The sequence below is a fragment of the Amycolatopsis sp. NPDC049691 genome (assembly GCF_040675005.1).
Lineage (GTDB): Bacteria > Actinomycetota > Actinomycetes > Mycobacteriales > Pseudonocardiaceae > Amycolatopsis.
The window spans coordinates 35055-60260 of the sequence record NZ_JBFANX010000037.1 but is presented as its reverse complement, the minus strand read 5'-3'; the positions used below and the strand labels follow the sequence as shown (position 1 = coordinate 60260).

The window sequence follows — 25206 nt, the reverse complement described above, 5'->3', positions numbered from 1 at the left end:
GGCCCCCCCCCGGGGCTGGCACTCCCCCGGCCGCGGGGGCCGGCCGCGCGCGGCCGGCCCCGACGAGGTCCGCGGACGCGGAAGAAGGGGGTGCGGGGTCCGGCGGGCGTCAGCCTTCGCCGGTGAGCTTCCCGCGGAGCTGCTCCAGGGTCTGCGACAGCAGCCGGGAGACGTGCATCTGGGAGATCCCGACCCGGTCGGCGATCTGCGTCTGCGTCAAGCCGCCGAAGAACCGCATCACCAGGATCGCGCGCTCCCGCTTGGGCAGCTCCTGCAGCAGGGGCTGGAGGGCCTCGTGGTTCTCCACCATGGCCATCTCGTGGTCGGGTTCCCCCATGGTGTCCGCCAGCGACAGCGCCTCGGCGTCGTCGTGCACCGGCTTGTCGACCGACAGGGCCTGGTAGGCGTTGCCGGCCACCAGCCCTTCGCGGACCTCTTCGACGTCCAGGTTCAGGTGCTCGGCCAGCTCGGTCGGCGTCGGGGCGCGGCCGAGGCGCTGCGACAGCACCGCCGAGCCCTGGCTCAGGGACAGGTGCAGTTCCTTGAGCCGCCGCGGCACCCGCACCGACCAGCCGGTGTCCCGGAAGTGCCGCCGCACCTCGCCCATGATCGTCGGGACGGCGAAGGACAGGAAGTCGTGGCCCCGGGTGGGGTCGAACCGGTCGACGGCGTTGATCAGGCCGATCCGCGCCACCTGGACCAGGTCCTCCCGGGGCTCGCCGCGTCCGGAAAACCGGGTCGCGATGTGCTCGGCCAGCGGCAGGAGCTCGGTCACCAGCTTGCTCCGGACCGCCTCCCGCCGCGGGTCGTCGACGTCCAGGGTCCCCAGTTCCTCGAACAGCGGTTCACAGTGGGCGTATTCGTCCGGGCGGTGGAGGAGGGTTTTCCGCTCGCCGCTCACGCGCTCGTTCCCGGGTTCAGCACCAGCTCGATCGTGACGATGCCCGCGCCTCCACCGGGAAGGACGTCGCAGTGCGCGGTCACCGACCGGCTCAACGTGGTGAGTACGTGCCAGCCGAACGTGCGGTCGCTGGGCGGCCGCGCGTCGGTCGACCGGGTGGAGACGACGACGTGCAGGCCGTCGGCCGCCTGGAGGAACCGGCAGTGCAGCTGGGTGCCGAGCTCGGCCAGCTGGACGAGCTGCGCGCACGCCTCGTCGACGGCCATCTTCGCGTCGGCGATGGCGTCCAGGCCGAAGTCCGCCCGCGACACGACGCCATGCGTCAGCATCCGGACCAGCGGGATCTGCTCCGCCATGGCGGGCAGGCGCAGCTCCACCGGCTCTTCGAGCAGCTCGTCCAACGTCGGCTTGCCGCCGTGCGAGCCGCCGCTTCGTGTTTCTTCCATGCGGGAGGTACTACCCATCTGGGGGAATGCCGACACTTGCTGATCAGGGGTTTCCGGTTTCGTCACCGGCCCAGCGCCCGTTCGAGTTCCTTCTTGGTCATCGTCGAGCGGCCGTTGATGTTCCGCTTCTTCGCTTCGTTGTACAGCTGGTCCTTGGTGGGCCCGCCCGGGCCCTTGCGGTTCCCGGAGCGCTCGCCACCGCGCTGTTGCGGCGACTTGTCCTTCACCGAAGTCTTGCTGGCCTGCCGGGATTCGCCCGACTGCGCGCGGTTCTTGTTCACGGTCCGGGCCGCGATCTCCTTGGCCCGCTTCGTGCTCGCCCCGCGGTCCTCGGCCGAGTCCTTGACGTGCTCATACTGCCGTTCACGCTTGGCGCTCCACGATCGAGGCATGGCACACTCCCTTCTCTCGCGGGCGGGGTACCCGGTTGATCACCCGGTAAACCCCGCGACGTCCCGGTTACCCGCGCCGACGGCTGGGTACGCGGGGAGCTGACCGAGAGGAGGCGCCGATGAAGATCGGCTACACGCTGATGACCGAGCAGGCCGGGGCGAACGACCTGGTCCGCTTCGCCGCCGGTGCGGAACAGGCCGGCTTCGACTTCGAGGTCATGAGCGACCACTACTCGCCGTGGCTGGACGAGCAGGGGCACGCGCCCTACGCCTGGAGCGTGCTGGGCGCGGTCACCCAGAGCACCGAACGCGTCGAGCTGATGACCTACGTGACCTGCCCGACCATGCGGTACCACCCGGCGGTCGTCGCGCAGAAGGCGGCGACAGTCCAGGCGCTCTCGGACGGCCGGTTCACCCTCGGGCTCGGCGCGGGGGAGAACCTCAACGAGCACGTCGTCGGCCGCGGCTGGCCGCCGGCGAACGTGCGGCACGACATGCTCGCCGAAGCCCTGCAGATCATCGGCGGCCTCTTCGACGGCGGCTACTTCGACTACGAGGGCAAGCACTTCCGCGTCGACTCCGCGAAGCTGTGGGACCTGCCGGAGACGCGCGTGCCGATCGGTGTCGCGGTGTCCGGTTCGCAGTCGATCCGGCGGTTCGCCCCGGTCGCCGACGCGATGATCGCCGTCGAGCCGAAGGCCGAGCTGTCGAGCGAGTGGGACGCGACGAAGCTCGGGCCGCCGAGCCGCAAGATCGGGCAGATGCCGATCTCCTGGGGAACCGACCGCGACGCGGCCGTGAAGCGCGCCCACGAGCAGTTCCGCTGGTTCGCCGGCGGCTGGAAGGTCAACGCCGAGCTGCCCGGCCCGGCCGGGTTCGCCGGGGCCACGCAGTTCGTCCGCGAGGACGACGTCGCCGGCTCGATCCCGTGCGGCGCGGACGTCGAGCCGATCGTCGAGGGCCTGCGCGAGTTCGAGCGGGCCGGTTTCACCGACGTCGCCCTGGTCCAGATCGGCGGCGACCAGCAGGACGGCTTCCTCGACTTCGCCGAAAAGGAGCTGCTCCCGGCACTGCGGGAGTAATTGCACCCGTTCGGGGGAACGCGGCGCGTGGTCATCAGGAGTAGTACGCGGGTACGGGACAGTCCGGCGACAAGGAGTTGCGGATGACCGAGGTGAAGCCGGCGCCGAGCCTGCGGGCGGTGCCGCTGGCGGTGGCGCGGCGGGGACCGAAGGGCGGGACGCTGCTCGCCCTGTTCCGGACCACCGACCCGAAGACGATCGGGCTGCTGTACCTGACGACGTCGTTCGCCTTCTTCATGGCGGGCGGCGCGATGGCGCTGCTGATGCGGGGCGAGCTGGCCCGGCCGGGACTGCAGTTCCTTTCCCCGGAGCAGTACAACCAGCTGTTCACCATGCACGGCACGATCATGCTGCTGCTCTACGCCACCCCGAACCTGTTCGGGTTCGCCAACTACATCCTGCCGCTGCAGATCGGCGCGCCGGACGTCGCGTTCCCCCGGCTCAACGCGTTCGCCTACTGGCTCTACCTGTTCGGCGGGCTGATCGTGATCAGCTCGTTCCTCACCCCGGGCGGCGCGCCCGACTTCGGCTGGACGGCCTACACGCCGCTGTCCAACGCGATCCACTCGCCGGGCGTCGGCGGGGACCTGTGGATCATGGGCCTGATCGTGTCCGGGCTGGGCACGATCCTGGGCGGGGTCAACATGGTCACCACGATCGTGACCCTGCGCGCGCCCGGGATGACCATGTGGCGGATGCCGATCTTCACCTGGAACATCCTGTTCACCGCCGTGCTGATCCTGCTGGCGTTCCCGATCCTCACGGCCGCGCTGTTCGGCCTGGAGGCGGATCGCCGGCTCGGGGCGCACGTGTTCGACCCCGAGAACGGCGGGGCGATCATGTTCCAGCACCTGTTCTGGTTCTTCGGGCACCCCGAGGTCTACATCGTGGCGCTGCCGTACTTCGGGATCGTCACCGAGATCGTCCCGGTGTTCAGCCGCAAACCGCTCTACGGCTACCGGCTGATGGTGTTCGCGACCGTCGGGATCACCGGGCTGTCGGCGGTCGTGTGGGCGCACCACATGTTCGCCACCGGCGCGGTGCTGCTGCCGTTCTTCTCGATCATGACGTTCTTCATCGCGGTGCCCACCGGGATCAAGTTCTTCAACTGGATCGGCACGATGTGGAAGGGGCACCTGACCTTCGAGACCCCGATGCTGTGGTCGGTCGGGTTCATGGTGACGTTCCTGTTCGGCGGCCTCACCGGCGTCATCCTGGCTTCGCCGCCGCTGGACTTCCACGTCACCGACTCCTACTTCGTCGTCGCCCACTTCCATTACGTCCTGTTCGGCACGATCGTGTTCGCGACGTTCGCCGGCATCTACTTCTGGTTCCCGAAGATGACCGGCCGGATGCTCGACGAAGGCCTCGGCAAGTGGCACTTCTGGACGACGTTCATCGGGTTCCACACGACGTTCCTGATCCAGCACTGGCTGGGCGACATGGGTATGCCGCGCCGGTACGCGGACTACCTGACCTCGGACGGCTTCACGACGCTGAACACGATCTCGACGATCGGCGCGTTCATCCTGGGCGCGTCGACGCTGCCGTTCATCTGGAACGTCGTGAAGAGCTACCGCTACGGCGAGCAGGTGCTGGTCGACGACCCGTGGGGTTACGGCAACAGCCTCGAATGGGCGACGACGTGCCCGCCGCCGCGGCACAACTTCGTGGACCTGCCGCGGATCCGGTCGGAGCGGCCCGCCTTCGAGCTGCACCACCCGGAGGCGGTGGAGCGCATGAAGGAGGAGCGCTACATCCGGTCGAAGCGGGCCAAGACCAAGGCGCTCGACCCGGGCGCGGAGCCTGCCGGGTCGAGGGAAGGCCACGCGGGCTCGGCGGGCTCGTCCCGCTGACGGGGCACGCCGGCCGGAGCGCGCGGACCCGGCCTAGTTCGTCGTCGCGACCGCCGCGACGAATTCCGCCGCCACTTCGTGGAGCTTCCGGTTGCCGTCCTGGGACCGCTTCACCAGGCGCTGGAACGCCTCCTCCGCGGTGATCCGGTGCGCGGCCATCAGGATCCCCTTGGCCTGGTCGATCACCGCGCGCGTTTCGAGGGCCCGGTTCAGCTGGTCGATCAGCTCGCGGGCCGCGAAGTACCGGCGGGCGCTGCGCAGCCCGATCACCACCGTCGCCGTGTACAGCTCGAGGATCTTCGTGCCCAGCTCACTGAACCCGTGCTCGCCGAAGCCGAAGAGGTTCACCGCGCCCGACATGTCGTCGTCCACGGTCAGCGGCGCGGCCAGGAAGCTGGCCACCCCGAGCTGTTCGGCCGCGGACACGAACTGCGGCCACACGTCCCCGACCGCCCCGATGCCGACGCGGACCGGCTGCCCGGTCTCGGCGGCGCGCAGGCACGGCCCGTCCCCGATCCGGTACTGCTCGCGGTCGAAGTTCACCGCCCGCTGGTCGGTGCTGGCCACCGTTTCGGGCACGCCGTCGCGGACCAGCGTGATGCTCGCCATGTCGGCCCCCGGCACGACCTGCACGGCGTGGTCGCACACCGCCTGCAGCATCTGCCCGAGGTCGAGCTCGGTGTCCAGCATCGCGGTCAGCGACTCCATCGCGACCGTGACCTCGTCCAACCGCGCGGTGAGCTGCTCATCGCCGCCCGTCATCCTGGTGACGCCCCTCTTCTCGCTTCTCCGGGCGCTCTCAACCAGGGAGGACCCGGGCGCGCGCCACTAGTGGGCCGCTAGCGCTTTAACGGGTCCGGCGCGAGATTACTGCATCCCGGTCACCGCGGGCACAAGCGGTCACCGCCGCGGCGCGGCACGCCCCCGTTCGGAGCAACGCCGGTTGCGAGTGGTCCAAACGGAGTTAGGCTCGGTTCACGGTTCAGCACAGCAGCCGGCCCCGGCAGACCTCGAGCGCGGCGCTGCGGCCCGCGCACCCCCAGGACGGCGGCGAACCGGCATGGAAGTCCCCCGACCCCGCAATCCCGCACTCCGGCTGCGCACGACGTGGCCCGCCCCGCACGCGGTGCTGATCACCGCGAGCGGCGCCCTCGACACGGCGACGGCACCGGACCTCGCCACGCTGCTTTCCGACCGCCTGCGCGCGGTCCCGGCCCGGCTGGTCCTCGATCTGTCCGAAGTGGACTTCCTCGGCGTCGCGGGGGTCCGGGTGCTGCTGCACGCGGCCCTGCAGGCCGAGCAGAACGGCACCGAACTGCTGGTGATCGCCGGCGAGAGCCCGATGGTCCGGCGCGCCCTCGAGGTGACCGGCGCCCGTGGGCGGCTGGCGGTCGCGACCACGAGGCCCGAGCCCGCACCGGCCTGAGGCGCGGTTGGTTGGCGGCCTGCTGTTCCGCATTGGCCTGATGCGCGGTTGCCTGGCGGCGGCCTGTTGTTCCCCGCCGGATGCTCGGCGCCTCGGCCTGACGTCGGCCGGCGCGCGAAGCTTTGGCGCGCGGGCCACCGTGGCTAACCGGCCGGGACCTCGTCCGGTGGTGCCTCCGTCTCGGTGGCCGGCTCGCGGTGCCGGCCGCGCTGGCACGTCGTGCAGATCAGCGTGCGGCCGAGGACGCTCCCGTCGTCGGCCACCACCTGGGCGACGTGCATCGTCGGGAAGCCGCACACTTCGCAGGGCAGCGACCCGTCCTCGCGGCTGATGCGGAGCTGGGTGCCCATCCGGCCTCCTGTGTGACGTGGGTCTCACCTACCTTGCCGGTTCCCTCGGCGGAACCGGGTGAATTCACTCGTTCGGCCTAGCGAACGCCGTCTCCGGGAACCCGATCGGTGCCTCTTGTGTTGGGTGGGATGAGACCGGGTAATCGGCCGGCGACCGGGATTGCCGGAGGGGAGCGAACATGCGAGACAAGCGGAACGACCTGCGACCGGTGGCGGACCTCCTCCTCGAGGGCGGGGACTCGCCGGCGCAGGCGGACACCCGGCGCAAGGCGGCGCTGGCCGTCGCGGCCCGGGCGAAGAGCCCCGAGGACTGCGCGCAGCTGCTCGACATGCTGGGCCTGCACCGGTCCGGCGGCCGCAGCAGCGAAGTCGCCTGACGCACGACCACGGAGCCCGCCGCGACCAGCCGGTCGCGGTGGGCTCCCGTGCGTCACCCTCCGCTACGGCACGGCGTTTCGGGCCGCGGCCACGCGGGTATCGCTGCCGGTGAGGAGGTCGAGACATGGCCAGACCGGTCTGGAGCGGTGCACTGAGCCTGGGGCTGGTCACCGTCCCGGTGGAGCTGTACCCGGCGGTGGCGGACCACACGATCCACTTCCACCAGTTCGAACGCGGGACGTCGGACCGGATCCGCAACCGGCGGGTCAACGAGCGGACCGGCGACGAGGTCACCCAGGACGAGATCGTCAAGGGCTACGACCTCGGCGGCGGCGACCACGTGCTCGTCGAACCCGACGAACTGGACGAGATCGCGCCCGAGCGGTCGCGGCGGATCGACATCGAGCAGTTCGTCGAACTCGACGAGATCGACCCGTGGTTCTTCGACCGCACCTACTGGCTGAAGCCGGCGAAGGAGGACTTCGCCAAGGCGTACGGCCTGCTGCTGCAGGCGATGGACCGCAGCGAGAAGGCCGGGATCGCGAAGTTCGTGCTGCGCGGCAAGGAATACCTGTCGGCGATCCGCGCCGGCGAGGACGTCATGGTGCTCAACACCCTGCACTTCGTGGCCGACCTGCGGAAGCCGAAGGACGTCATGGGCAGCCTGCCCAGCCTGCCCAAGCCGCGGCCCAAGGAGCTCGACATGGCGCTCGCGCTCGTCGACGAGATGACCGCGCCGTGGAAGCCCGAGGACTACCGCGACGAATACTCCGAACGCGTCGAGGAGCTCATCAAGGCCAAGAAGCAGGGCAAGGAGATCGCCCACGAAGAGGAGCCGGAGCCCTCGGCCGACGTCGTCGACCTGTTCGAGGCGCTGTCGCGCAGCGTCAAGAACCGCAAGAGCGGCGGCAAGAAGCCCGAGAAGAAGCCGGCGAAGAAGAAGGAACCCGACCTCGCGGAGCTGTCCAAGTCCGATTTGGACAAGCTCGCCCGCGAGCAGGGCGTGAAGGGCCGGTCGAAGATGACGCGCGCCGAGCTGGAGAAGGCGCTGAAGGCCTCGTGACCGGGACCGGACCCGGCTGGCGCGAACCGACGCTGGCCACGCTCACCGACCGCCGGTTCTCCGGCGACGGCTGGATCTTCGAGCGCAAGCTGGACGGCGTGCGGGCGATCTGCGTGCGCGACTCCGGCACGCCGACGCTCTACTCGCGCAACCACAAGGTGATGGACAACGCCTACCCGGAGCTCGTCGAAGCGCTGGCGGCCCAGGGCGGGCCGCGGTTCGTCGCGGACGGCGAGATCGTCGCGTTCGACGGCGCCAACACCAGTTTCGCGGCGCTGCAGCCCCGGATCCACGTGAGCGACCCGGACCGCGCGCGGGCCACCGGCGTGCGCGTCTACTACTACCTGTTCGACCTGCTGTACTACGACGACCACGACACGACGGCCTTGCCCCTGCGGCAGCGGAAGGCGTTGCTGCGCGACGCGTTCGACTTCGAGGACCCGCTCCGGCTTTCGGCCCACCGCAACACCGAAGGCGAGGCGTTCTACGCGGAGGCCTGCCGACGCGGCTGGGAGGGCGTCATCGCGAAGCGGGCGGACTCGCCGTACCACCACGGACGGTCCCCCGACTGGCTGAAGTTCAAGTGCGCCCAGGGGCAGGAGCTCGTCATCGGCGGCTTCACCGACCCGCAGGGCGCGCGCCACGGCTTCGGCGCGCTGCTGCTCGGCTACCACGAGGACGGCGGCCTGAAGTACGCCGGCAAGGTCGGCACCGGGTTCGACGAACGGCTCCTCGCGTCCCTGCACGCCCGGCTGCGGGAGCGCGAAACGCGAAAGTCGCCGTTCTCCGGGACGGTCCGGGAAAAGGGTGCGCACTGGGTCCGGCCGGACCTCGTCGCGCAGATCGACTTCTCCGAATGGACGCGCGACGGGCGGCTGCGGCACCCGCGGTTCGCCGGGCTGCGCGAGGACAAGAAGGCGGCGGACGTCGTGCGGGAGCGCGCATGAAGATTTCCCACGCGGACAAGGTGTACTACCCCGGCGACGGGCTGACGAAGGGCGACGTCGTCGAGTACTACCGGGCGGTCGCCGACGTCATAGTGCCGCACCTGCGCGGCCGCCCGCTGACGCTGCGGCGCTACCCCGACGGCATCGACGGCCAGGGCTGGTTCCAGAAGCACCCGGGAGAGCACTTCCCGGACTCGATCCGCGTCGAGAGCGTCCCGCGGCGAGGTGGCGGCACCGACGACTACGTCGTCTGCGACGACGCCGAAACCCTGGAGTACCTGGCCGGCCAGGGCACGCTGGAATTCCACGTCTGGCTGTCCACTGTGGACGCGCCGGAGCGGCCGGACCGGCTGGTGCTCGACCTCGACCCGCCGGACGGCACGCCGGTCGCCGAGCTGCGCGCGGTCGCGCGGCGGATCCGGGACCACTACGAGCGGGTGGGGCTGACGGCGTTCGTCCAGGCGACGGGCGGTCGCGGCTTCCACGTGCTGGCGCCGCTGGACGCGAAAGCGGACACCGAGACCGTGCTCGAGCTGTCCCGCGCGCTGGCCGAGCGCGTCGCCGCGGACGACCCGGACCGCCTGACGACGGCCCAGCGCAAGGACAAGCGCGGCGACCGGATCTTCCTGGACGCCAACCGCAACGGCTACGCGCAGACGTTCGTCGCGCCCTACTCGCTGCGCGCCCGCCCCGGCGCGGCGGCGGCCACCCCGCTGGACTGGCGCGAGCTGGGCAAGGCGGACCCGGCCGGGTGGAGCCTGGCCAAGGAGAAGCAGCGCCTGGCGCGCAAGGACGATCCGTGGCGCGACCTGGACGCGCACGCGGCGTCGGCCGAAGCGGCGCTGAAGCAGCTCACTTGAGAAGCTTGTTCGCGGCCTTGAGGTCTTCGACGAACGCCGCGTAGGCCTCGTCGCGGTCGGGCGCCCGCAGGATCGCCGACGGGTGCACGGTCGCGATCGCGGAGGGGACCAGCTCGGCGACGTCCTCAGGTGCTGCCACCGGCTCGCCGCGGTGGGCCGTCAGCTTGAACTTCGTGCCCAGCAGCGACTGCGCGGCCGTCGCGCCCAGCAGCAGCACCAGCTCCGGGCGCACCGCGCGCAGCTCCGCCAGCAGCCACGGCCGGCAGGCGACCACCTCGGTGCGGCCGGGCTTCTGGTGGATGCGGCGCTTCCCGCGTTCGTCGCGCTTGAACTTGAAGTGCTTGACCGCGTTGGTGACGTAGAGCGCCTTCCGGTCGAAACCGGCCTCTGCGAAGGCGCGGTCGAGGAGCTTCCCGGCCGGCCCGACGAACGGCTCGCCCGCGAGGTCCTCCTTGTCGCCCGGCTGTTCGCCGACGACGAGGACCTTCGCCTGCTTCGTGCCTTCGCCGAAGACGGTCTGCGTGGCGTCCTGGTACAGGTGACAGCCGTGGCAGCCGGACGCCGCCGACCGCAACCGGTCGAGGTCGGTGGTGTCCGGCGGCTCGGCACCGCGGGTGTCCGGCATGTGCCGGGAAATTCCCGCCGCGGCGTCCGAGTAAACCCGCGTCCCCCGGGTAGCCGCGCAGTACCGCCCGAGAACGGAAGGAGTTCACGATGACCACCGCACGCGAGATCATGACGTCGGACGCGACCTGCGCCCGGGAGTCGGACACCGTGCACGACGCGGCGCAGACCATGGCGCGGCTGAACGTCGGCGCCCTGCCCATCTGCGGCGAGGACAACCGGCTGAAGGGTATGATCACCGACCGCGACATCGTGGTGAAGGTACTGGCCGAGGGCAAGGACCCGCGCGCGGTCCACGTCGGCGAGCTGGCCCAGGGCGAGGTCGTGACGATCGGCGCGGACGACGGCGCCGAGGAGATCCTGCGCACCATGTCCGAGCACCGCGTCCGCCGGCTCCCGGTGATCGACGGGCACGACCTCGTCGGCATCGTCGCGCAGGCCGACGTCGCGAGGGCCCTGTCGAACCCGACCGCCGGCGAACTCGTCGAGGCCCTGTCCTACGACTGAGCGACGGTGATTCCTCCCCGCGCGGTCCGGGTACCCCGCGGGTATGTCACGCAGCCGAGGAAAAGTCGAAGTCGCGGCCCGCGTCGCCCTGGACACCCCCGGTGACCTGGCCGAGCACTACACGCCGGGCGTCGCGGACCAGGCGAAGCGGGTCGGCGACGACCCGGCGCTCCTCGCCCGGGAGACGGTCAAGGGCAACTCGGTCGCCATCGTGTCCGACGGGTCCGCCCTGCTCGGGCTCGGCGACCGGGGCCCGGCCGCCGCGCTGCCCGTGATGGAAGGCAAGGCGGCGCTGCTCAAGCGCTTCGCCGACGTCGACGCGTGGCCGATCTGCCCGGTGAGCCGCGAACCCGACGACCTCGTCCGCACCGTGCGGGACCTGGCGACGTCGTTCGGCGCGATCAACCTCGAGGACATCGCCGCGCCGCGGTGCTTCACCGTCGAACGGCGGCTGCACGACGAACTCGACATCCCGGTGTTCCACGACGACCAGCACGGCACGGCGGTCGTCGTGCTCGGCGCGTTGCACAACGCGCTGAAGCTGACCGGCCGCGAGCCGGGGGACACGTCGGTCGTCATCGCCGGCGCGGGGGCGGCGGGCAGCGCGATCGCGCGGCTGCTGCTGCGCGCCGGCTACCCGGCCGAGGGCATCGTCGTCTGCGACAGCGGCGGCGTCCTGCACCCGGACCGGGACCTGGTGGGGGAGAAGCACTGGCTGGCGGAGAACACCAACTCCGCGCACGCCACCGGCAGTGTCCAGGACGCCCTGCGGGACGCGGACGTGTTCGTCGGCGTCAGCGCGGGCGGCCTCCTCGACCCCGGCGACCTCGCCGCGATGGCGGACCGCGCGATCGTCTTCGCACTGGCCAACCCCGACCCGGAAGTCGACCCGGAGGCGGCGGGCAAGCACGCGGAGATCGTGGCCACGGGCCGCAGCGACTTCCCCAACCAGATCAACAACGTGCTGGCGTTCCCGGGGATGTTCCGCGGCCTGCTCGACTCGGGCGCGCCGCGGGTCACCGGGGAGATGCTGCTGGCGGCGGCGCACGCGCTGGCGGACGTGGTCGGCGAGGACCTGGACGCCGGGCGCATCGTGCCGAGCGTGTTCGACGAGGCACTCGTGCCGGCCATGGCGGAGGCGGTGGCCGGCGCGGCGCGGGCGGCGGGCTAGTCCACAGTGGACCCGGCCGCGCTGCCGTCCGGAGTGGACTTCGGGGACGTCTCGGTGCGGGCGATGTGCCACGCCACCAGTGCCCCGGCGCCCACGGTGCCCCAGAGCACGAGCGCCGCGTCGCGGGCGAACAGGCCGACCACGAGCATGACGACCGCGGTGACGTCGCACAGCACGAGCAGCAGGTTCCAGCGCCTGGCCTCGCGCAGGGTCCGGCCGGTGAAGGCGGCGGCGAACGCGGGGTCGCTCGCCCGCAGTTCCGCTTCGATTTCGCGCAGGGCGTGGCGTTCTCGCTCCGGCAGCATGGTGGCCTCCTCGCCTCGGGCTACCGCAGGAATACCCCTTCCCGGCGCGTCCGAAGCGGCACTTTCGCGGGAAACTGCCGCTAGTGGTTGTCGCGGGGGATGCCCTTCGTCGTCGCGATCCGCTGGTAGGCCACCGCCGGGCGCAGCACCATGCCGTCGCAGAGCTGGTCGACCATCGACCGCTGGATCTCCTGCCACGGCGTCTGCGCGTCGGGCACCGGGTACCCGCCCGCCTCGGCCAGCTCCTTGTGGCGCAGCGCGAGCTCTTCGTCGGGGATCAGGACGTCCGCGGTGCCGGCGGTGAGGTCGATCCGCACCCGGTCGCCGGTGCGCAGCACCGCGAGCCCGCCGCCCGCGGCGGCTTCGGGAGAGGCGTTGAGGATCGACGGCGACCCGGACGTACCGGACTGGCGGCCGTCGCCGAGGCAGGGCAGCTCGTGGATCCCCCGCTTGATCAGTTCCGCCGGCGGCCGCATGTTCACCACCTCCGCGGAGCCGGGGTAGCCGAGCGGGCCGGTGCCGCGCATGACGAGCAGCGAGTGCTCGTCGACGCCGAGGTCCGGGTCGTCGATGCGGGCGTGGTAGTCCTCGGGGCCGTCGAACACGACGGCGGTGCCCTCGTAGACGCCGCCGGCCAGGTAGCGGCGCCGGAACTCCGGCGAGATCACGCTGGACTTCATGATCGCCGCGTCGAACAGGTTGCCCTTGAGGACCAGGAACCCGGCGTCTTCGGTGAGGGCGGTGGCGAACGTGCGGATGACGTCGCGGTCGCCGGCTTCGGCGTCGCGGCAGTTGTCGCCGAGCGTGCGGCCGTTGACCGTGCGGGCGCCTTCGTGGATCAGGTCGTGCCGCATCAGCTCGTGCACGACGGCGGGGACGCCGCCCGCCCGGTGGAACTCCTCGCCGAGGTACTTGCCCGCCGGCTGGAGGTCGACCAGCAGCGGGACGGCGTGGCCGAGGCGCTGCCAGTCTTCGAGGGGCAGGTCGACGCCGACGTGCCGGGCGATCGCGCCGATGTGGATGGGCGCGTTGGTCGAGCCGCCGATCGCCGAGCTGACGACGATGGCGTTCTCAAAGGCTTCGCGCGTGAGGATGTCCGACGGCTTGAGGTCCTCGCGCACCATCTCGACGATCCGCAGCCCGGTGCGGTAGGCCATCCGCGCCCGGTCGCGGTGCGGCGCGGGGATGGCGGCGCAGCCGGGCAGGCTCATCCCGAGCGCCTCCGCGAGCGCGTTCATCGTCGAGGCGGTGCCCATGGTGTTGCAGTGGCCGGGCGACGGGGCCGAGGACGCCACGAGCTCCATGAACCCGGCGTCGTCGATCTCGCCGGCGGCGAGCAGTTCCCGCGCCTTCCAGACGATGGTCCCGGACCCGGTGCGCTCGCCGTTGTGCCAGCCGTTGAGCATGGGGCCGCCGGACAGCACGATCGCCGGGATGTCCACGGTCGCGGCGGCCATCAGGCAGGCGGGGGTGGTCTTGTCGCACCCGGTGGTGAGGACGACGCCGTCGATGGGGTAGCCGTAGAGGGTCTCGACGAGCCCGAGGTAGGCCAGGTTCCGGTCCAGCGCGGCGGTCGGGCGCTTGCCGGTCTCCTGGATGGGGTGGACCGGGAACTCGATGGCGATCCCGCCGGCCTCGCGGATGCCTTCGCGGGTGCGGTCGGCGAGCTGCAGGTGGTGCCGGTTGCAGGGGGAGAGGTCGGAGCCGGTCTGCGCGATGCCGATGATCGGCTTGCCGGATTGGAGTTCTTCCCGGGTGAGTCCCCAGTTCATGTAGCGCTCGAGGTAGAGGGCGGTCATGCCGGGGTCGGCGGGGTTGTTGAACCAAGCTTCGCTGCGCAGTCCCATACCGGTCAGTCTGTCAATGGGATCGGCCGAATGCACGCCCCTGGTGCCGGGAAACGTTCAAGACGTTTCGGGTGGGGCGGGAGGTGCTGTCCCGTTGCGTCCTTCCGGCACCCCGAAGCTGTCATTGTGACTACGGCCGGCAGCACCGCGTCAAGGCGGGAAAGCGTGCCTTGACCCGGTGCTGCCGGCCGTGTTCTGGCTTCGGATCGGGGTGCGCGGGGGAGTCTGGGTTCTCGTCGGTGCCTGTTCTCGAGTTCCCCTTGCGTTCGGTGGCCGGCGTGGGCGGCTTGCCTTGGGGCCGGCCTCTGGGGCAGGCGGCCGGGCCCGGATCCCTCGGGCCCGGCCGCACCCTCCCCCGGTGGGGCGGTGGCGGCTACCCGCGCCGGTGGCCGCCACGCCCGTGCGTGTCAGCCGAGGCCGTTCAGCCCGATCACCCGGGAGTACCACTGCGCACTCCGCTTGGGCGTGCGCCGCTGCGTCTCGTAGTCCACGTGGACCAGGCCGAACCGCTTCGCGTACCCCTCGGCCCACTCGAAGTTGTCCAGCAGTGACCAGTAGAAGTACCCGCGCAGGTCTACCCCCGCCGCCAGTGCGTCGTGCGCTGCCCGCAGGTGGGAGTCCAGGAACGCCACCCGGTCGGTGTCGACGATCTCCCCGCCGTCGGCCACCACGTCCGGGTACGCCGCGCCGTTCTCCGTGATGTACAGCGGCACGCTCCGGTAGCCGCGGTGGACCTGCAGCAGCGACTCCGTCAGGCCGGCCGGCTGGACCTCCCAGCCGGAGTCCGTCCGGGGGGCCGCCGGGTCCGGGACGAAGTGGACGTCGCCCGCGCCGACCCACTCCGGGCCCGCCGGCTCGCTGCCCGCCACCGGGCGGCCCGCCACCCGGTAGTCGCGGTAGTAGTTCACGCCCAGCCAGTCGACGTGTGCGGCGATGACCGCCGCGTCCTCGTCGCGCACCACGTCGCCCAGCCCGAACGGCGCCAGGTCGGCGACCAGGTCGTCCGGGTAGCCGCCGCGCAGGACCGGGTCGAGGAACAGCCGGTTCTGCAGGCCGTCGATGCGCCGGGCCGCGGCGACGTCGGTGACGTTCGCCGGGTCGTGCGGGGCGACCGGGTACAGGTTGAGCGTGATCCCCGCCGGCGTGCCCGGCGCGTGCCGCCGGATGATGTCCATCGCCAGCCCGTGGCCCAGCAGCAGGTGGTGCGTGGCGGCGACGGCGGCCGGGTGGTCGGTGCGGCCGGGCGCGTGGATGCCGCCCGCGTAGCCGAGCATCGCCGCGCACCACGGCTCGTTCAGCGTCGACCAGCTGGCGACGCGGTCGCCGAGCCGGGCCAGCACCGTTTCGGTGTACTCGGCGAACCGGTACGCCGTGTCCCGGTTCGTCCAGCCCCCCTTCTCCTCCAGCGCCTGGGGCAGGTCCCAGTGGTAGAGCGTCGCCCACGGCTGGATCCCGGCCTCCAGGAGGCAGTCGACCAGCCGGTCGTAGAACGCGAGCCCGGCGACGTTCGGCGCGCCGCCGTCCGGGCGCACGCGCGGCCACGCGAGCGAGAAGCGGTACGCGCCGAGGCCCAGCTGGCGCATCAGGCCGACGTCGTCGGAGTACCGGCGGTAGTGGTCGGCCGCCGGGTCGCCGGTGTCGCCGCCCACGACCGCACCCGGACGGCGCGCGAAGACGTCCCAGACCGAGTCGGTGCGACCGTCGGCCGTGGTGGCCCCTTCCACCTGGAACGCCGCGGTGGCGGCGCCCCAGACGAACCCGGGCGGGAACATCAACGCGGTCTCCGCCCGAACGCTGTCGGGATGTACGGACATGTTCACCCTTTCACGGCACCTTGCATGATCCCGGCCACGATCTGGCGGCCGAGGAGGACGAAGACGATGAGGATGGGGATGGTGGCCAGGGTCGTGCCGGCCAGCACCAGCGAATAGTCGACGTAGTAGCCGCTCTGCAGCTTCTCCAGCGCGACCTGGACGGTCGGGTTGCCCGCGTCCAGGACCACCAGCGGCCACAGGAAGTCGTTCCACGACATCATGAACGTGAACATCGCCAGGATCGCCGCCGCCGGCCGGACCGCGGGCAGGCAGACGTTCCAGAAGATCCGGATCATGCTGCAGCCGTCGACGCGCGCGGCCTCGATCAGCTCGTACGGCAGCGCGTCCACTGTGTACTGACGCATCCAGAACACGCCGAACGCGGTGACCAGGTTGGGCACGATCACCGCCGTGAGGCTGCCCGTCCAGCCGAGTTCGGACATCGCGATGAACAGCGGGATGATGCCCAGCTGGGTGGGCACCGCGAGCGTGACGACGATGAACACGAACAGCTTGTTGCGCCCGCGGAACCGCAGTTTCGCGAAGGCGAACCCGGCCAGCGACGAGAACAGTACCGTCGTCAGCGTGACCGTGCCGGACACGATGACGCTGTTGGCCAGCGCCTTCCAGAACGGCACGGTGTCGAAGACCCGCGCGGCGTTGGCGAAGAAGTTGCCGCCGGGCACGAACGGCGGGATGCGTTCGGTGAGCATCCCGTTGTCGCGGCTGGCCACCAGGAACGACCAGTAGAACGGGAACAGCGAACCGAGCACGAAGATCGCCAGCACGACGTAGGTCGCCTTGCGTGGCTTGCCGAGCGTGGCGACCTTCCGGCGCAGATCTGTTTTGCGGCTGTCACTCTGGAGCGTCGTCATTTCGTCTTCACCGCCTGGGGACGGGCGATCCGGCCGGTGAGGAAGAAGTTCACCAGCGCGATGAGCACGATGATCACGAACAGCACCCAGGCGATCGCCGAGGCGTAGCCGAGATCGGCGTTCTGGAAGGCCGTCTGGTAGAGGTACAGCGTCACGGTCTGGAACTGGTTGGTGGAACCGCCGTTGTTCGACCCGGGCATGGCGTCGAACAGCTTCGGCTCGGTGAAGATCTGCAGGCCGCCGATCGTCGAGGTGATGGTGACGAAGACCAGCGTCGGCCGCAGCAGCGGCAGGGTGACGTTCCAGAAGCGGCGCCACGTGCCGGCGCCGTCGATCAGGGCGGCTTCGTGCAGCTCCTTCGGGATGGCCTGCATGGCCGCCAGCACGATCAGGGCGTTGTAGCCGGTCCAGCGCCAGTTGACCATGATCGCGATCGCGACGTGGCTGCCGAAGCGGCTGGCCTGCCAGTCGACCGGGTCCAGCCCGATGGTCTGCAGCACGCCGTTGATCAGCCCGTACTTCGGGCCGAAGAGGTTGGCGAAGATGATGCCGATGGCGACGAGGCTCGCCGCGTACGGCAGCAGGATGCCCACCCGCCAGCCGGTCGCACCGCGCAGCCGGGCCCCGAGCAGGGCCGCCAGCAGCACCGCGATGATGATCTGCGGAACGCTGGAGAGCAGGAAGATGCTGATCGTGTTCGTCAGCGCGTTCCAGAACTGCGCGTCGGCGAAGAGCTCCTTGAAGTTGTCGAGGCCGATGAAGTCGGGGTGGTCGGTCCCGGCCTCCCACTTGAACAGCGAGACGTACGCGGTGTAGAGCAGCGGGAACAGGCCGACGATCCCGAAGAGGATGAAGAACGGCGCAATGTAGAGGTACGGCGAGACCTTGACGTCCCACCGGCTCAACCGGTGACGGAAGGTGGGCCGGGGAGACGTGCGCTCCCCGGCCTTACTCCCTTCCGGCGCGACCTTGTCGAGGACGGTCATCGGCTCAGCGCGTGATCTTCTTCGCGGCTTCGACCATCTGGTTCCAGCCGTCCGCGGCCGACTTGCCCTGTTCGACCGCCTGCAGGGCCGGGCTGGACGCGTTCTCCTGGATCTGGCCGTCGCCCGGGCCCTTGTACTGCGGCTTCTGGACCTTCTTGGCCTGCTCGGCGAACAGCTCGCCGACCTTGGTGCCGCCGAAGTAGTCGTCGGTCTTGCTCAGCAGCGCGGGGTCGGTCAGCGCCTTGACCTGGCTCGGGAAGGTGCCCTTGGCCTGGAACGCCTTGATCTGCTGCTCCGGCGCGGTCAGCCAGGCCGCGAGCTCGGCGGCCTCCTTCGGGTGCTTCGACTGCGTCGGCACGGTCAGGTACGAGCCGCCCCAGTTCCCGCCGCCGCCGGGGAAGGCCGCGGTGACCGCCCACTTGCCGGCGTTCTCCGGGCCGGCCTGCTCCTTGATCACGCCGAGCATCCAGGCCGGGCACACCTTCGTGGCGAACGCGCCCTGCTTGAAGCCGGTGTTCCACTCGTTGCTGAACGCGGTCAGCTTGGCCGACTCGCCCTTGGCGACGGCGTCGGTGACCTTGGTCCAGGCGTCCTTGATGCCCTGGTTGCTCTCGACGGCGAGCTTGTCGTCGGTGCCGATGTAGCCCTCGGGGAGCTGGTTGACCATGGCGTTGAAGTTCTGCGCGGCCGAGTCGAACCACGCCTTGCCGCCCGACTTCTTCACGAAGTCCGCACCGGCGGCGAAGTAGCTGTCCCAGGTGGCGAACAGCGGCTTGACCGCTTCGGGGTCGTCCGGCAGGCCGGCGGCCTTGAACATGTCCTTGCGGTAGCACATGGCGAGCGGGCCGATGTCGGTGCCGTAGCCGATGACCTTGCCGTCCTTGGTCTTGGCGGCGTCGTACTTCCAGCTCAGCCAGCGGTCGGGGGAGGCGTCGGCGGGCCCGATCTTGCTCAGGTCGTTGAACTTCGAGCCCTTGTCGAGGACGTCGGACAGGTGGCCCTCTTCGACCGCGGTGACGTCGGCGAGGCCAGAGCCCGCGGCCAGCTTGGTGATGAGGTCCTCGTGGTACGGGCCGCCCTGGCCGGTCTTGCGGTGGGTGATCTTGATGTTCGGGTGCAGCCGCTCGTACTCCGGGATGAGTGCCTCGTAGCCGAACTCGGTGAACGTCGCCAGCGTCAGGTCCACGTGCTCGTTCGGACCCGCGGCGGGGGGCGTTTCGTCACCACCGCTGCCACAGGCCGTGGCGCCGAGCGCCGTCATCGTGATGCCCAGTGCGAGGACCAGGCCGTTCCGGATCGTTCTCACGTGTTCAACCACCTTGTTGACGGGAATGAGCGCTCTCACTGCTGGGAGCCCGACTGGGAGCGCTCCCAGGTGTCGCAGAGTCTGCTGGGGGCCTTCACCGGTGTCAAGGGGTCGTAACCGGAGCGTTTCCTGCGAGGAGCGCTCCCGGACGTGCGGGGGCACGAACGTTAAGCTGGGGCGGTCAGGGTGGTAGCGGGTGGATGAGGGCGGTGCCGTGGGGCCTCGAGCAGGGGATGAAGAACGGCCGACGCTGGAGGACGTCGCGGCGTTCGCCGGCGTGTCGCGGTCGACGGCGTCGCGTGCGTTGAACGACGACGCGTACGTCAGCGCGGCGGCGCGCGAGAAGGTGCTCGCCGCGGCGCGCGACCTGGGCTACTCCCCGAACCAGGCGGCCCGCTCGCTGGTCACGCGCCGCACCGGAGCCGTCGCGGTGGTGCTCTCCGAGCCGGAGTCCCGGCTGCTCGACGACCCGTACCGCGCCGCCGTCATGCGGGCGGGCTACCGGGAGCTCGCCGACGTCGGCCGCCAGATGGTGCTGATCTTCAGCGACATCCGCGAGGACCTGAGCCGGACGGTCCGCTTCCTCGAGGGCGGCCACGTCGACGGCGCGCTGGTGTTCGCGCCGCACCGGGCCGACCCGCTGCCCAAGGCACTGCGGCTGCTGCGGATCCCGGTGGTGTTCGGCGGGCAGGCGGCCGGCATCCGGCGCGGGGTCCATGTCGTCGACTTCGACAACGAGGGCGGCGCCCGGCTGGCGGTCGAGCACCTGGTCGCGGCCGGGCGGCGGCGGATCGCCACGATCGCGGGCCCGCAGGACCAGAGCGCCCCGATCGACCGGCTCGCCGGCTGGCGCAAGACCCTGCTCGACGCCGGGCTCGACCCCGCCGACCTGGCCGAAGAAGCCGACTTCACGCTGTCCGGCGGCGCGACCGCGATGACCGCGCTGCTGAACCGGCACCCCGACCTCGACGCGGTCTTCGTCGCCAGCGACATGATGGCGGTGGGCGCACTGCGGTCGCTGGACGCGGCCGGCCGCCGCATCCCGGACGACGTGGCGGTGGTCAGCTTCGACGACAACGCCACCCTGGCCCCGGCGATGGACCCGCCGCTGACGTCGGTCCACCAGGACCCGCGCGAGCAGGTCCACGCGATGGTCGAGACGCTGATGCAGCTGCTCGACGACCAGGGCCTCAAGCCGCGCCAGCACATCCTGCCGGTTTCGCTGGCGGTCCGTGCCTCGAGCTGAACTTTCACCCGTACCGGCCCTTCGAGCACCCGTGCTCGGAGGGCCGGTGTGTTCCCGGGTGCCGGTGGCCGGGAGCGCTCCCGGTTCAGATCAACGCGTTCGGCGCTAAACGCCGTTTCCGTGGCACTCCGCGTAACCGTCGCGCTAGGCCGTTCGAGTGAGGGAGCGACCATCGGCGGCGGCTGTTCAGGAGTGTTCAGCGGGCCGTCGTTCGCCGGGCGCGCCGATGTGACGTTCGCGGCCGCGGTGTCCTTCTGACTCGATTCTTTACATCCAGGTTTCCGGCTGGCTACCGTCTGCGCCTGGAAGCGCTCCCAGATCGCTGGCTCCCTACGGACAAAGGAGTTCCGCAGCCATGCGTTCCTCTCCCCGAATGCGCCGGTTGCGCGGCCGCACCCTGGCCCTGGTCTCGGCCACGGTCGCGGTCGCCGCCGCGCTGGTCGCCCCACCGCCCGCGCTCGGCGCGGACATCGCCTGCTCCGTCACCTACACCACCAACGACTGGGACACCGGGTTCACCGCGAACGTCTCGCTGCGCAACGACGGCGCGCCACTCGACAGCTGGCAGGTCGGCTGGACCTTCCTGGACGGCCAGAAGGTCCAGCAGGGCTGGAGCGCCACCTTCGCCCAGACCGGCGCCGCGGTCACCGCCACGAACCTCTCCTACAACGGCCACCTCGGCACCGGCGCGAGCACGTCGTTCGGCTTCAACGGGTCCAAGGGCTCCACCAACCGCCCGCCGACCGACTTCTCCGTCAACGGCAGCGCGTGCACCGGCGCCAACAAGGCACCGACGGTCACCCTGACCTCGCCCACGTCGACCGGCACGTACTACGCCCCCGCCACGATCCCGCTTGCCGCGACGGCCGCCGACAGCGACGGGACGATCAGCAAGGTCGAGTTCTACGCCGGCGACACGCTGCTGGCCACCGACACGGCCGCGCCGTTCGAGGGCAACTGGGGCAACGTCCCGGCCGGGACGTATTCGATCACGGCGAAGGCCTACGACAACAAGAACGCGTCGACGACGTCGGCCCCGGTCAACGTGAAGGTGCTGTCCGGGCCCACGATCGTCGCCACCCCGGCGACCGCGCAGGTCAAGCAGGGCGGGACGACGACGTTCGCGGTCAGCCTCGCCGGGGCGCCCACCGCGCCGGTCACGGTCGCCGTCGCCCGGACGGCGGGCAGCACCGACCTCACCGCGACGCCCACGAGCCTCACCTTCTCGACGACGAACTGGAACACCCCGCAGAACGTCACGGTGAGCAGTGCCGACAACGGGGGAGACCTGGGCAGCGCGACGTTCACCGCGAGCAGCAGCGGGTACACCGCCGCGACGGTGACGGTGAACGAGATCTCGTCGTCCACTTCGGACTACCAGGTCGCGTTCCTGACCCAGTACAACAAGATCAAGGACCCGAACAACGGCTACTTCCGCAAGTTCGGGAACATCCTGGTGCCCTACCACTCGATCGAGACGCTCATCGTCGAGGCCCCGGACCACGGCCACGAGACGACGTCGGAGGCGTTCAGCTACTACCTGTGGCTGGAGGCGTCCTACGGGCGGATCACCGGTGACTGGGCCCCGTTCAACCAGGCCTGGACGTCGATCGAGACGTACGCGATCCCGTCCGCGGCCGACCAGCCCGGTAACTCGGGCTACAACGCGAGCAAGCCGGCGACCTACGCGGCGGAGTACCCGAGCCCGAAGCAGTACCCGTCCCAGCTGCAGTCGAACGTCTCGGTCGGGGCCGACCCGATCGCGGCGGAGCTGAAGGCGGCCTACGGTTCGGCGGACGTCTACGGCATGCACTGGCTGCTCGACGTGGACAACATCTACAAGTTCGGCCACTGCGAGGACGGCACGAACACCGCGCCGGCGTTCATCAACACCTTCCAGCGCGGCTCCCAGGAGTCGGTCTGGGAAACGGTCACCCAGCCCAGCTGCGACCTCCTGAAGTTCGGCGGCAAGAACGGCTACCTCGACCTGTTCACCGGCGACTCGTCGTACGCGAAGCAGTGGAAGTACACCGACGCGCCCGACGCGGACGCCCGCGCCGTGCAGGTGGCCTTCCAGGCCGAGAAGTGGGCCGCCGCGCAGGGCAAGAGCTCCGACGTCGCCGCCGTCGTCAAGAAGGCGTCGAAGATGGGCGACTACCTGCGGTACTCGCTGTTCGACAAGTACTTCAAGAAGATCGGCAACTGCGTCGGCGCGTCCACCTGCGCCGCGGGCACCGGCAAGGACAGCGAGCACTACCTCGTCTCCTGGTACTACGCCTGGGGCGGTTCGATGGACTCGTCCAGTGCCTGGGCGTGGCGCATCGGTGACGGCGCGGCCCACCAGGGCTACCAGAACCCGCTGGCCGCGTACGCGTTGTCGGCCGACCCGGGGCTGAAGGTCACCTCGGCGACCGGTGCGAGCGACTGGGCGACCAGCCTCGGCCGGCAGCTGGAGTTCCTGCAGTGGCTGCAGTCGTCCGAAGGCGGGCTCGCCGGCGGCGCGACCAACAGCTGGGACGGCCAGTACGGCACCCCGCCGTCGGGCACGCCGACCTTCTACGGGATGTTCTACGACCAGCAGCCGGTCTGGCACGACCCGCCGAGCAACCAGTGGTTCGGCTTCCAGACCTGGGGCATGGAGCGGATCGCCGAGTACTACCAGGCGACGAACGACGCCCGGGCGAAGAAGATCCTCGACAAGTGGGTCCCGTGGGCCATCGCCAACACCACGGTCGGCGCGGGCGGCAGCTTCCAGATCCCGGCCGACCTGACCTGGAGCGGTGCGCCGGACACCTGGAACGCCACCAGCCCCGGCTCGAACACGGGCCTGCACGTCACGGTGAAGAACTTCAGCCAGGACGTCGGGGTCGCCGCCTCGCTGGCCAAGACGCTGCTCTACTACGCGTCGGGGTCGAGCAACGCCCAGGCGAAGACGGTCGGGGAGCAGCTGCTCACGGCGCTGTCGGCCAACACCGACAGCAAGGGCATCGCGGTGCCGGAGACCCGGACCGACTACAACCGGTTCGACGACACCTACAACGCCACCACCGACCAGGGTCTCTACGTCCCGAGCGGCTGGACCGGCACGATGCCGAACGGCGACGCGATCAACTCGAACTCGACGTTCCTGTCGATCCGCTCCTTCTACAAGAGCGACCCGCAGTGGCCGAAGGTCCAGTCCTACCTGGACGGTGGCGCCGCGCCGACGTTCACCTACCACCGGTTCTGGGCGCAGTCGGAGATCGCCACGGCGTTCGCCGCGCACGTCGCCCTGTTCGGCTGAAAGGCACTCGATGAAGCGACTGCTCGCCTTCGCGGTCGCCGCACTGGCCGGGGCCGCCGTTCTCACGGCGTCCCCGGCCACCGCGGCCCCCGCGGCCTCCGGGACCGGCACGGGTTACTGGCACACCGTCGGCTCCCAGCTCGTCGACTCCACCGGCGCGCCGGTCCGGATGACCGGCATCAACTGGTTCGGCGCCGAGACCGGCAACTACTCGCCGCACGGCCTGTGGAGCCGCAACTACAAGGACATGCTCGACCAGATGGCGAGCCTCGGCTACAACACGCTGCGGCTGCCGTACTCCAACCAGCTGTTCGACAGCGGATCGAAGCCGACCAGCATCGACGCCGTCCAGAACCCGGACCTGCAGGGGCTTTCCGGGTTGCAGGTGCTCGACAAGATCATCGCGTACGCCGGCACCAAGGGCATGCGCGTCATCCTCGACCAGCACCGGCCGGACTCCGGTGCGCAGTCCCCGCTCTGGTACACCAGCGCCTACCCCGAGAGCCGGTGGCTGTCGGACTGGACGATGCTCGCCCAGCACTACAAGGGCAACCCCACGGTGATCGGCGCCGACCTGCACAACGAACCGCACTCGATCCAGGGCGGCGGGGGAGCGTGCTGGGGCTGCGGCGACACCGCGACCGACTGGCGCCTGGCCGCCGAACGCGGTGGCAACGCCGTGCTGGCGGCCAATCCCGACTGGCTGGTCATCGTCGAGGGCGTCGACTGCGTCAGCGGCACCGGCGACCCGCAGTGCGGCTGGTGGGGCGGCAACCTGTCCGGGGCGAGGCAGTTCCCGGTGCGGCTGTCCAAACCGGACAAGCTCGTCTACTCGGCGCACGAGTACGCGACTTCCGTGTTCGCCCAGCCGTGGTTCTCCGACCCGTCCTTCCCGGCGAACCTGCCCGCGCTGTGGGACCACTTCTTCGGCTACCTGCAGAAGCAGAACATCGCGCCGGTGCTGCTCGGCGAGTTCGGCACGACGCTCGCCGACCCGCGCGACAAGACGTGGCTGCAGGAGCTGATGAAGTACGCCGGCACCGGCGCGACCGGGATGAGCTTCACGTACTGGTCGTGGAACCCCAACTCCGGCGACACCGGCGGCATCCTCAACGACGACTGGACGACGGTCAACCAGGCCAAGCAGTCCATCCTGCAGCCCTACCTGATCCCACCGGTGGGCTCGGGTGGCGGGACGACCGACCCGCCGCCCGCGGTGAGCTGCGCGGTCACCTACCACGTCGACAACACGTGGCAGGGCGGGTTCGTCGCCTCGGTGACGCTCAAGAACACCGGCAGCTCGCCGCTCAAGGCGTGGACGCTCGGCTGGACCGAGCCTTCGGGGGTGCAGATCACCGGCGGCTGGGGCGCGACCGTCACCCAGACCGGGCAGCAGGCGAGCGCCAAGGCGCCGTCGTGGGCGCCCGACCTCGCCGGCGGCGCCTCGACGTCGATCGGCTTCCAGGCGACCGGCGCCTCGACCGGCACCCCCGGCGGCTTCGCCGTGGGCGCGACCGCCTGCACCACCTGACCCACCCACC

The 25206-nt window shown here is 70.5% G+C and carries 24 protein-coding genes; 12 read left to right on the top strand and 12 right to left on the bottom strand.

Features of this window, described 5'->3' with window-relative positions; translation table 11 throughout:
- Positions 1-109: 109 nt before the first annotated feature.
- The 3 genes from AB0J40_RS45885 to AB0J40_RS45875 all read right to left on the bottom strand — a co-directional run bounded on the left by AB0J40_RS45885 (position 110) and on the right by AB0J40_RS45875 (position 1739).
- Entirely contained in the window at positions 110-901 is a 792-nt protein-coding gene (locus AB0J40_RS45885) for a SigB/SigF/SigG family RNA polymerase sigma factor (protein WP_364466709.1), read from the bottom strand.
- On the bottom strand, positions 898-1347 hold the full coding sequence (locus AB0J40_RS45880; protein ID WP_364466707.1) for an anti-sigma factor: 450 nt from the start codon (positions 1345-1347) through the stop codon (positions 898-900). The genes AB0J40_RS45885 and AB0J40_RS45880 overlap by 4 nt, the downstream gene beginning before the upstream one ends.
- Before the next feature lie 62 nt (positions 1348-1409).
- Positions 1410-1739 carry a plasmid stabilization protein gene (locus tag AB0J40_RS45875; RefSeq protein WP_364466705.1) on the bottom strand — a complete coding sequence of 110 codons (330 nt, stop codon included), beginning with the start codon at positions 1737-1739 and terminating at the stop codon, positions 1410-1412.
- Between the two features lie 119 nt (positions 1740-1858).
- On the opposite strand from AB0J40_RS45875, the gene AB0J40_RS45870 reads away from it, so the two are divergent.
- Both AB0J40_RS45870 and ctaD read left to right on the top strand, forming a co-directional pair.
- Positions 1859-2821 (top strand): LLM class F420-dependent oxidoreductase, encoded by a 963-nt coding sequence (locus AB0J40_RS45870; protein ID WP_364466703.1) that lies wholly within the window; start codon positions 1859-1861, stop codon positions 2819-2821.
- 83 nt (positions 2822-2904) lie between these two features.
- Positions 2905-4677, top strand: coding sequence for a cytochrome c oxidase subunit I (ctaD, locus tag AB0J40_RS45865; protein ID WP_364466701.1), 1773 nt, complete (start codon positions 2905-2907; stop codon positions 4675-4677).
- Positions 4678-4710: 33 nt separating this feature from the next.
- Here the strand turns inward: ctaD and AB0J40_RS45860 are convergent, their stop codons facing one another.
- The gene (locus AB0J40_RS45860; RefSeq protein WP_364466699.1) at positions 4711-5439 is read right to left on the bottom strand and encodes a GAF and ANTAR domain-containing protein; all 729 of its coding nucleotides are present in this window, start codon (positions 5437-5439) and stop codon (positions 4711-4713) included.
- Between the two features lie 298 nt (positions 5440-5737).
- Between AB0J40_RS45860 and AB0J40_RS45855 the strand changes: the two genes are divergently transcribed.
- The gene (locus tag AB0J40_RS45855; protein ID WP_364466697.1) at positions 5738-6103 is read left to right on the top strand and encodes an STAS domain-containing protein; all 366 of its coding nucleotides are present in this window, start codon (positions 5738-5740) and stop codon (positions 6101-6103) included.
- A gap of 143 nt (positions 6104-6246) precedes the next feature.
- Here AB0J40_RS45855 and AB0J40_RS45850 read toward each other — a convergent pair whose 3' ends face one another.
- Positions 6247-6453 carry a hypothetical protein gene (locus AB0J40_RS45850; protein WP_364466695.1) on the bottom strand — a complete coding sequence of 69 codons (207 nt, stop codon included), beginning with the start codon at positions 6451-6453 and terminating at the stop codon, positions 6247-6249.
- A gap of 179 nt (positions 6454-6632) precedes the next feature.
- Between AB0J40_RS45850 and AB0J40_RS45845 the strand changes: the two genes are divergently transcribed.
- The 4 genes from AB0J40_RS45845 to ligD (AB0J40_RS45830) all read left to right on the top strand — a co-directional run bounded on the left by AB0J40_RS45845 (position 6633) and on the right by ligD (AB0J40_RS45830) (position 9701).
- Positions 6633-6830: a hypothetical protein gene (locus tag AB0J40_RS45845; RefSeq protein WP_364466693.1), complete on the top strand. Its 198-nt coding sequence runs from the start codon at positions 6633-6635 to the stop codon at positions 6828-6830.
- A gap of 125 nt (positions 6831-6955) precedes the next feature.
- Positions 6956-7894, top strand: coding sequence for a Ku protein (locus AB0J40_RS45840; protein ID WP_364466691.1), 939 nt, complete (start codon positions 6956-6958; stop codon positions 7892-7894).
- Positions 7891-8841, top strand: coding sequence for a non-homologous end-joining DNA ligase (ligD, locus tag AB0J40_RS45835; RefSeq protein ID WP_364466689.1), 951 nt, complete (start codon positions 7891-7893; stop codon positions 8839-8841). The genes AB0J40_RS45840 and ligD (AB0J40_RS45835) overlap by 4 nt, the downstream gene beginning before the upstream one ends.
- Complete coding sequence (ligD, locus tag AB0J40_RS45830; RefSeq protein WP_364466687.1) at positions 8838-9701, top strand: non-homologous end-joining DNA ligase; 864 nt, start codon at positions 8838-8840, stop codon at positions 9699-9701. Before ligD (AB0J40_RS45835) ends, ligD (AB0J40_RS45830) begins: the two co-directional genes overlap by 4 nt.
- Here ligD (AB0J40_RS45830) and AB0J40_RS45825 read toward each other — a convergent pair.
- Positions 9694-10326, bottom strand: coding sequence for a UdgX family uracil-DNA binding protein (locus AB0J40_RS45825; RefSeq protein ID WP_364466685.1), 633 nt, complete (start codon positions 10324-10326; stop codon positions 9694-9696). The genes ligD (AB0J40_RS45830) and AB0J40_RS45825 overlap by 8 nt on opposite strands.
- A gap of 89 nt (positions 10327-10415) precedes the next feature.
- Between AB0J40_RS45825 and AB0J40_RS45820 the strand changes: the two genes are divergently transcribed.
- Together AB0J40_RS45820 and AB0J40_RS45815 are read left to right on the top strand one after the other, a co-directional pair.
- Entirely contained in the window at positions 10416-10832 is a 417-nt protein-coding gene (locus AB0J40_RS45820) for a CBS domain-containing protein (protein WP_364466683.1), read from the top strand.
- A 43-nt stretch (positions 10833-10875) separates the two neighbouring features.
- Entirely contained in the window at positions 10876-12003 is a 1128-nt protein-coding gene (locus tag AB0J40_RS45815; protein WP_364466681.1) for a malic enzyme-like NAD(P)-binding protein, read from the top strand.
- Here the strand turns inward: AB0J40_RS45815 and AB0J40_RS45810 are convergent.
- From AB0J40_RS45810 to AB0J40_RS45785, 6 genes are all read right to left on the bottom strand, one after another.
- Positions 12000-12308, bottom strand: a complete 309-nt coding sequence (locus AB0J40_RS45810) for a DUF3040 domain-containing protein (protein WP_364466679.1) — start codon at positions 12306-12308, stop codon at positions 12000-12002. The two genes, AB0J40_RS45815 and AB0J40_RS45810, sit on opposite strands and share 4 nt — an antisense overlap.
- A gap of 80 nt (positions 12309-12388) precedes the next feature.
- Positions 12389-14155 carry an IlvD/Edd family dehydratase gene (locus tag AB0J40_RS45805; protein WP_364466677.1) on the bottom strand — a complete coding sequence of 589 codons (1767 nt, stop codon included), beginning with the start codon at positions 14153-14155 and terminating at the stop codon, positions 12389-12391.
- A gap of 407 nt (positions 14156-14562) precedes the next feature.
- Positions 14563-15975: a GH1 family beta-glucosidase gene (locus AB0J40_RS45800; RefSeq protein ID WP_364466675.1), complete on the bottom strand. Its 1413-nt coding sequence runs from the start codon at positions 15973-15975 to the stop codon at positions 14563-14565.
- The gene (locus AB0J40_RS45795; RefSeq protein WP_364466673.1) at positions 15972-16844 is read right to left on the bottom strand and encodes a carbohydrate ABC transporter permease; all 873 of its coding nucleotides are present in this window, start codon (positions 16842-16844) and stop codon (positions 15972-15974) included. Before AB0J40_RS45795 ends, AB0J40_RS45800 begins: the two co-directional genes overlap by 4 nt.
- A complete protein-coding gene (locus AB0J40_RS45790; RefSeq protein WP_364466671.1) occupies positions 16841-17830 on the bottom strand; it encodes a sugar ABC transporter permease in 990 nt (329 codons plus the stop codon). The genes AB0J40_RS45795 and AB0J40_RS45790 overlap by 4 nt, the downstream gene beginning before the upstream one ends.
- A 4-nt stretch (positions 17831-17834) precedes the next feature.
- Entirely contained in the window at positions 17835-19136 is a 1302-nt protein-coding gene (locus AB0J40_RS45785) for an extracellular solute-binding protein (RefSeq protein ID WP_364466669.1), read from the bottom strand.
- 250 nt (positions 19137-19386) lie between these two features.
- Here AB0J40_RS45785 and AB0J40_RS45780 point away from each other — a divergent pair, with 250 nt between their 5' ends.
- From AB0J40_RS45780 to AB0J40_RS45770, 3 genes are all read left to right on the top strand, one after another.
- Positions 19387-20382: a LacI family DNA-binding transcriptional regulator gene (locus tag AB0J40_RS45780; RefSeq protein ID WP_364466711.1), complete on the top strand. Its 996-nt coding sequence runs from the start codon at positions 19387-19389 to the stop codon at positions 20380-20382.
- Positions 20383-20737: 355 nt separating this feature from the next.
- Positions 20738-23665, top strand: a complete 2928-nt coding sequence (locus AB0J40_RS45775; RefSeq protein ID WP_364466666.1) for a glycoside hydrolase family 48 protein — start codon at positions 20738-20740, stop codon at positions 23663-23665.
- A gap of 10 nt (positions 23666-23675) precedes the next feature.
- Positions 23676-25196 (top strand): cellulase family glycosylhydrolase, encoded by a 1521-nt coding sequence (locus AB0J40_RS45770; protein ID WP_364466664.1) that lies wholly within the window; start codon positions 23676-23678, stop codon positions 25194-25196.
- Positions 25197-25206 lie beyond the last annotated feature (10 nt).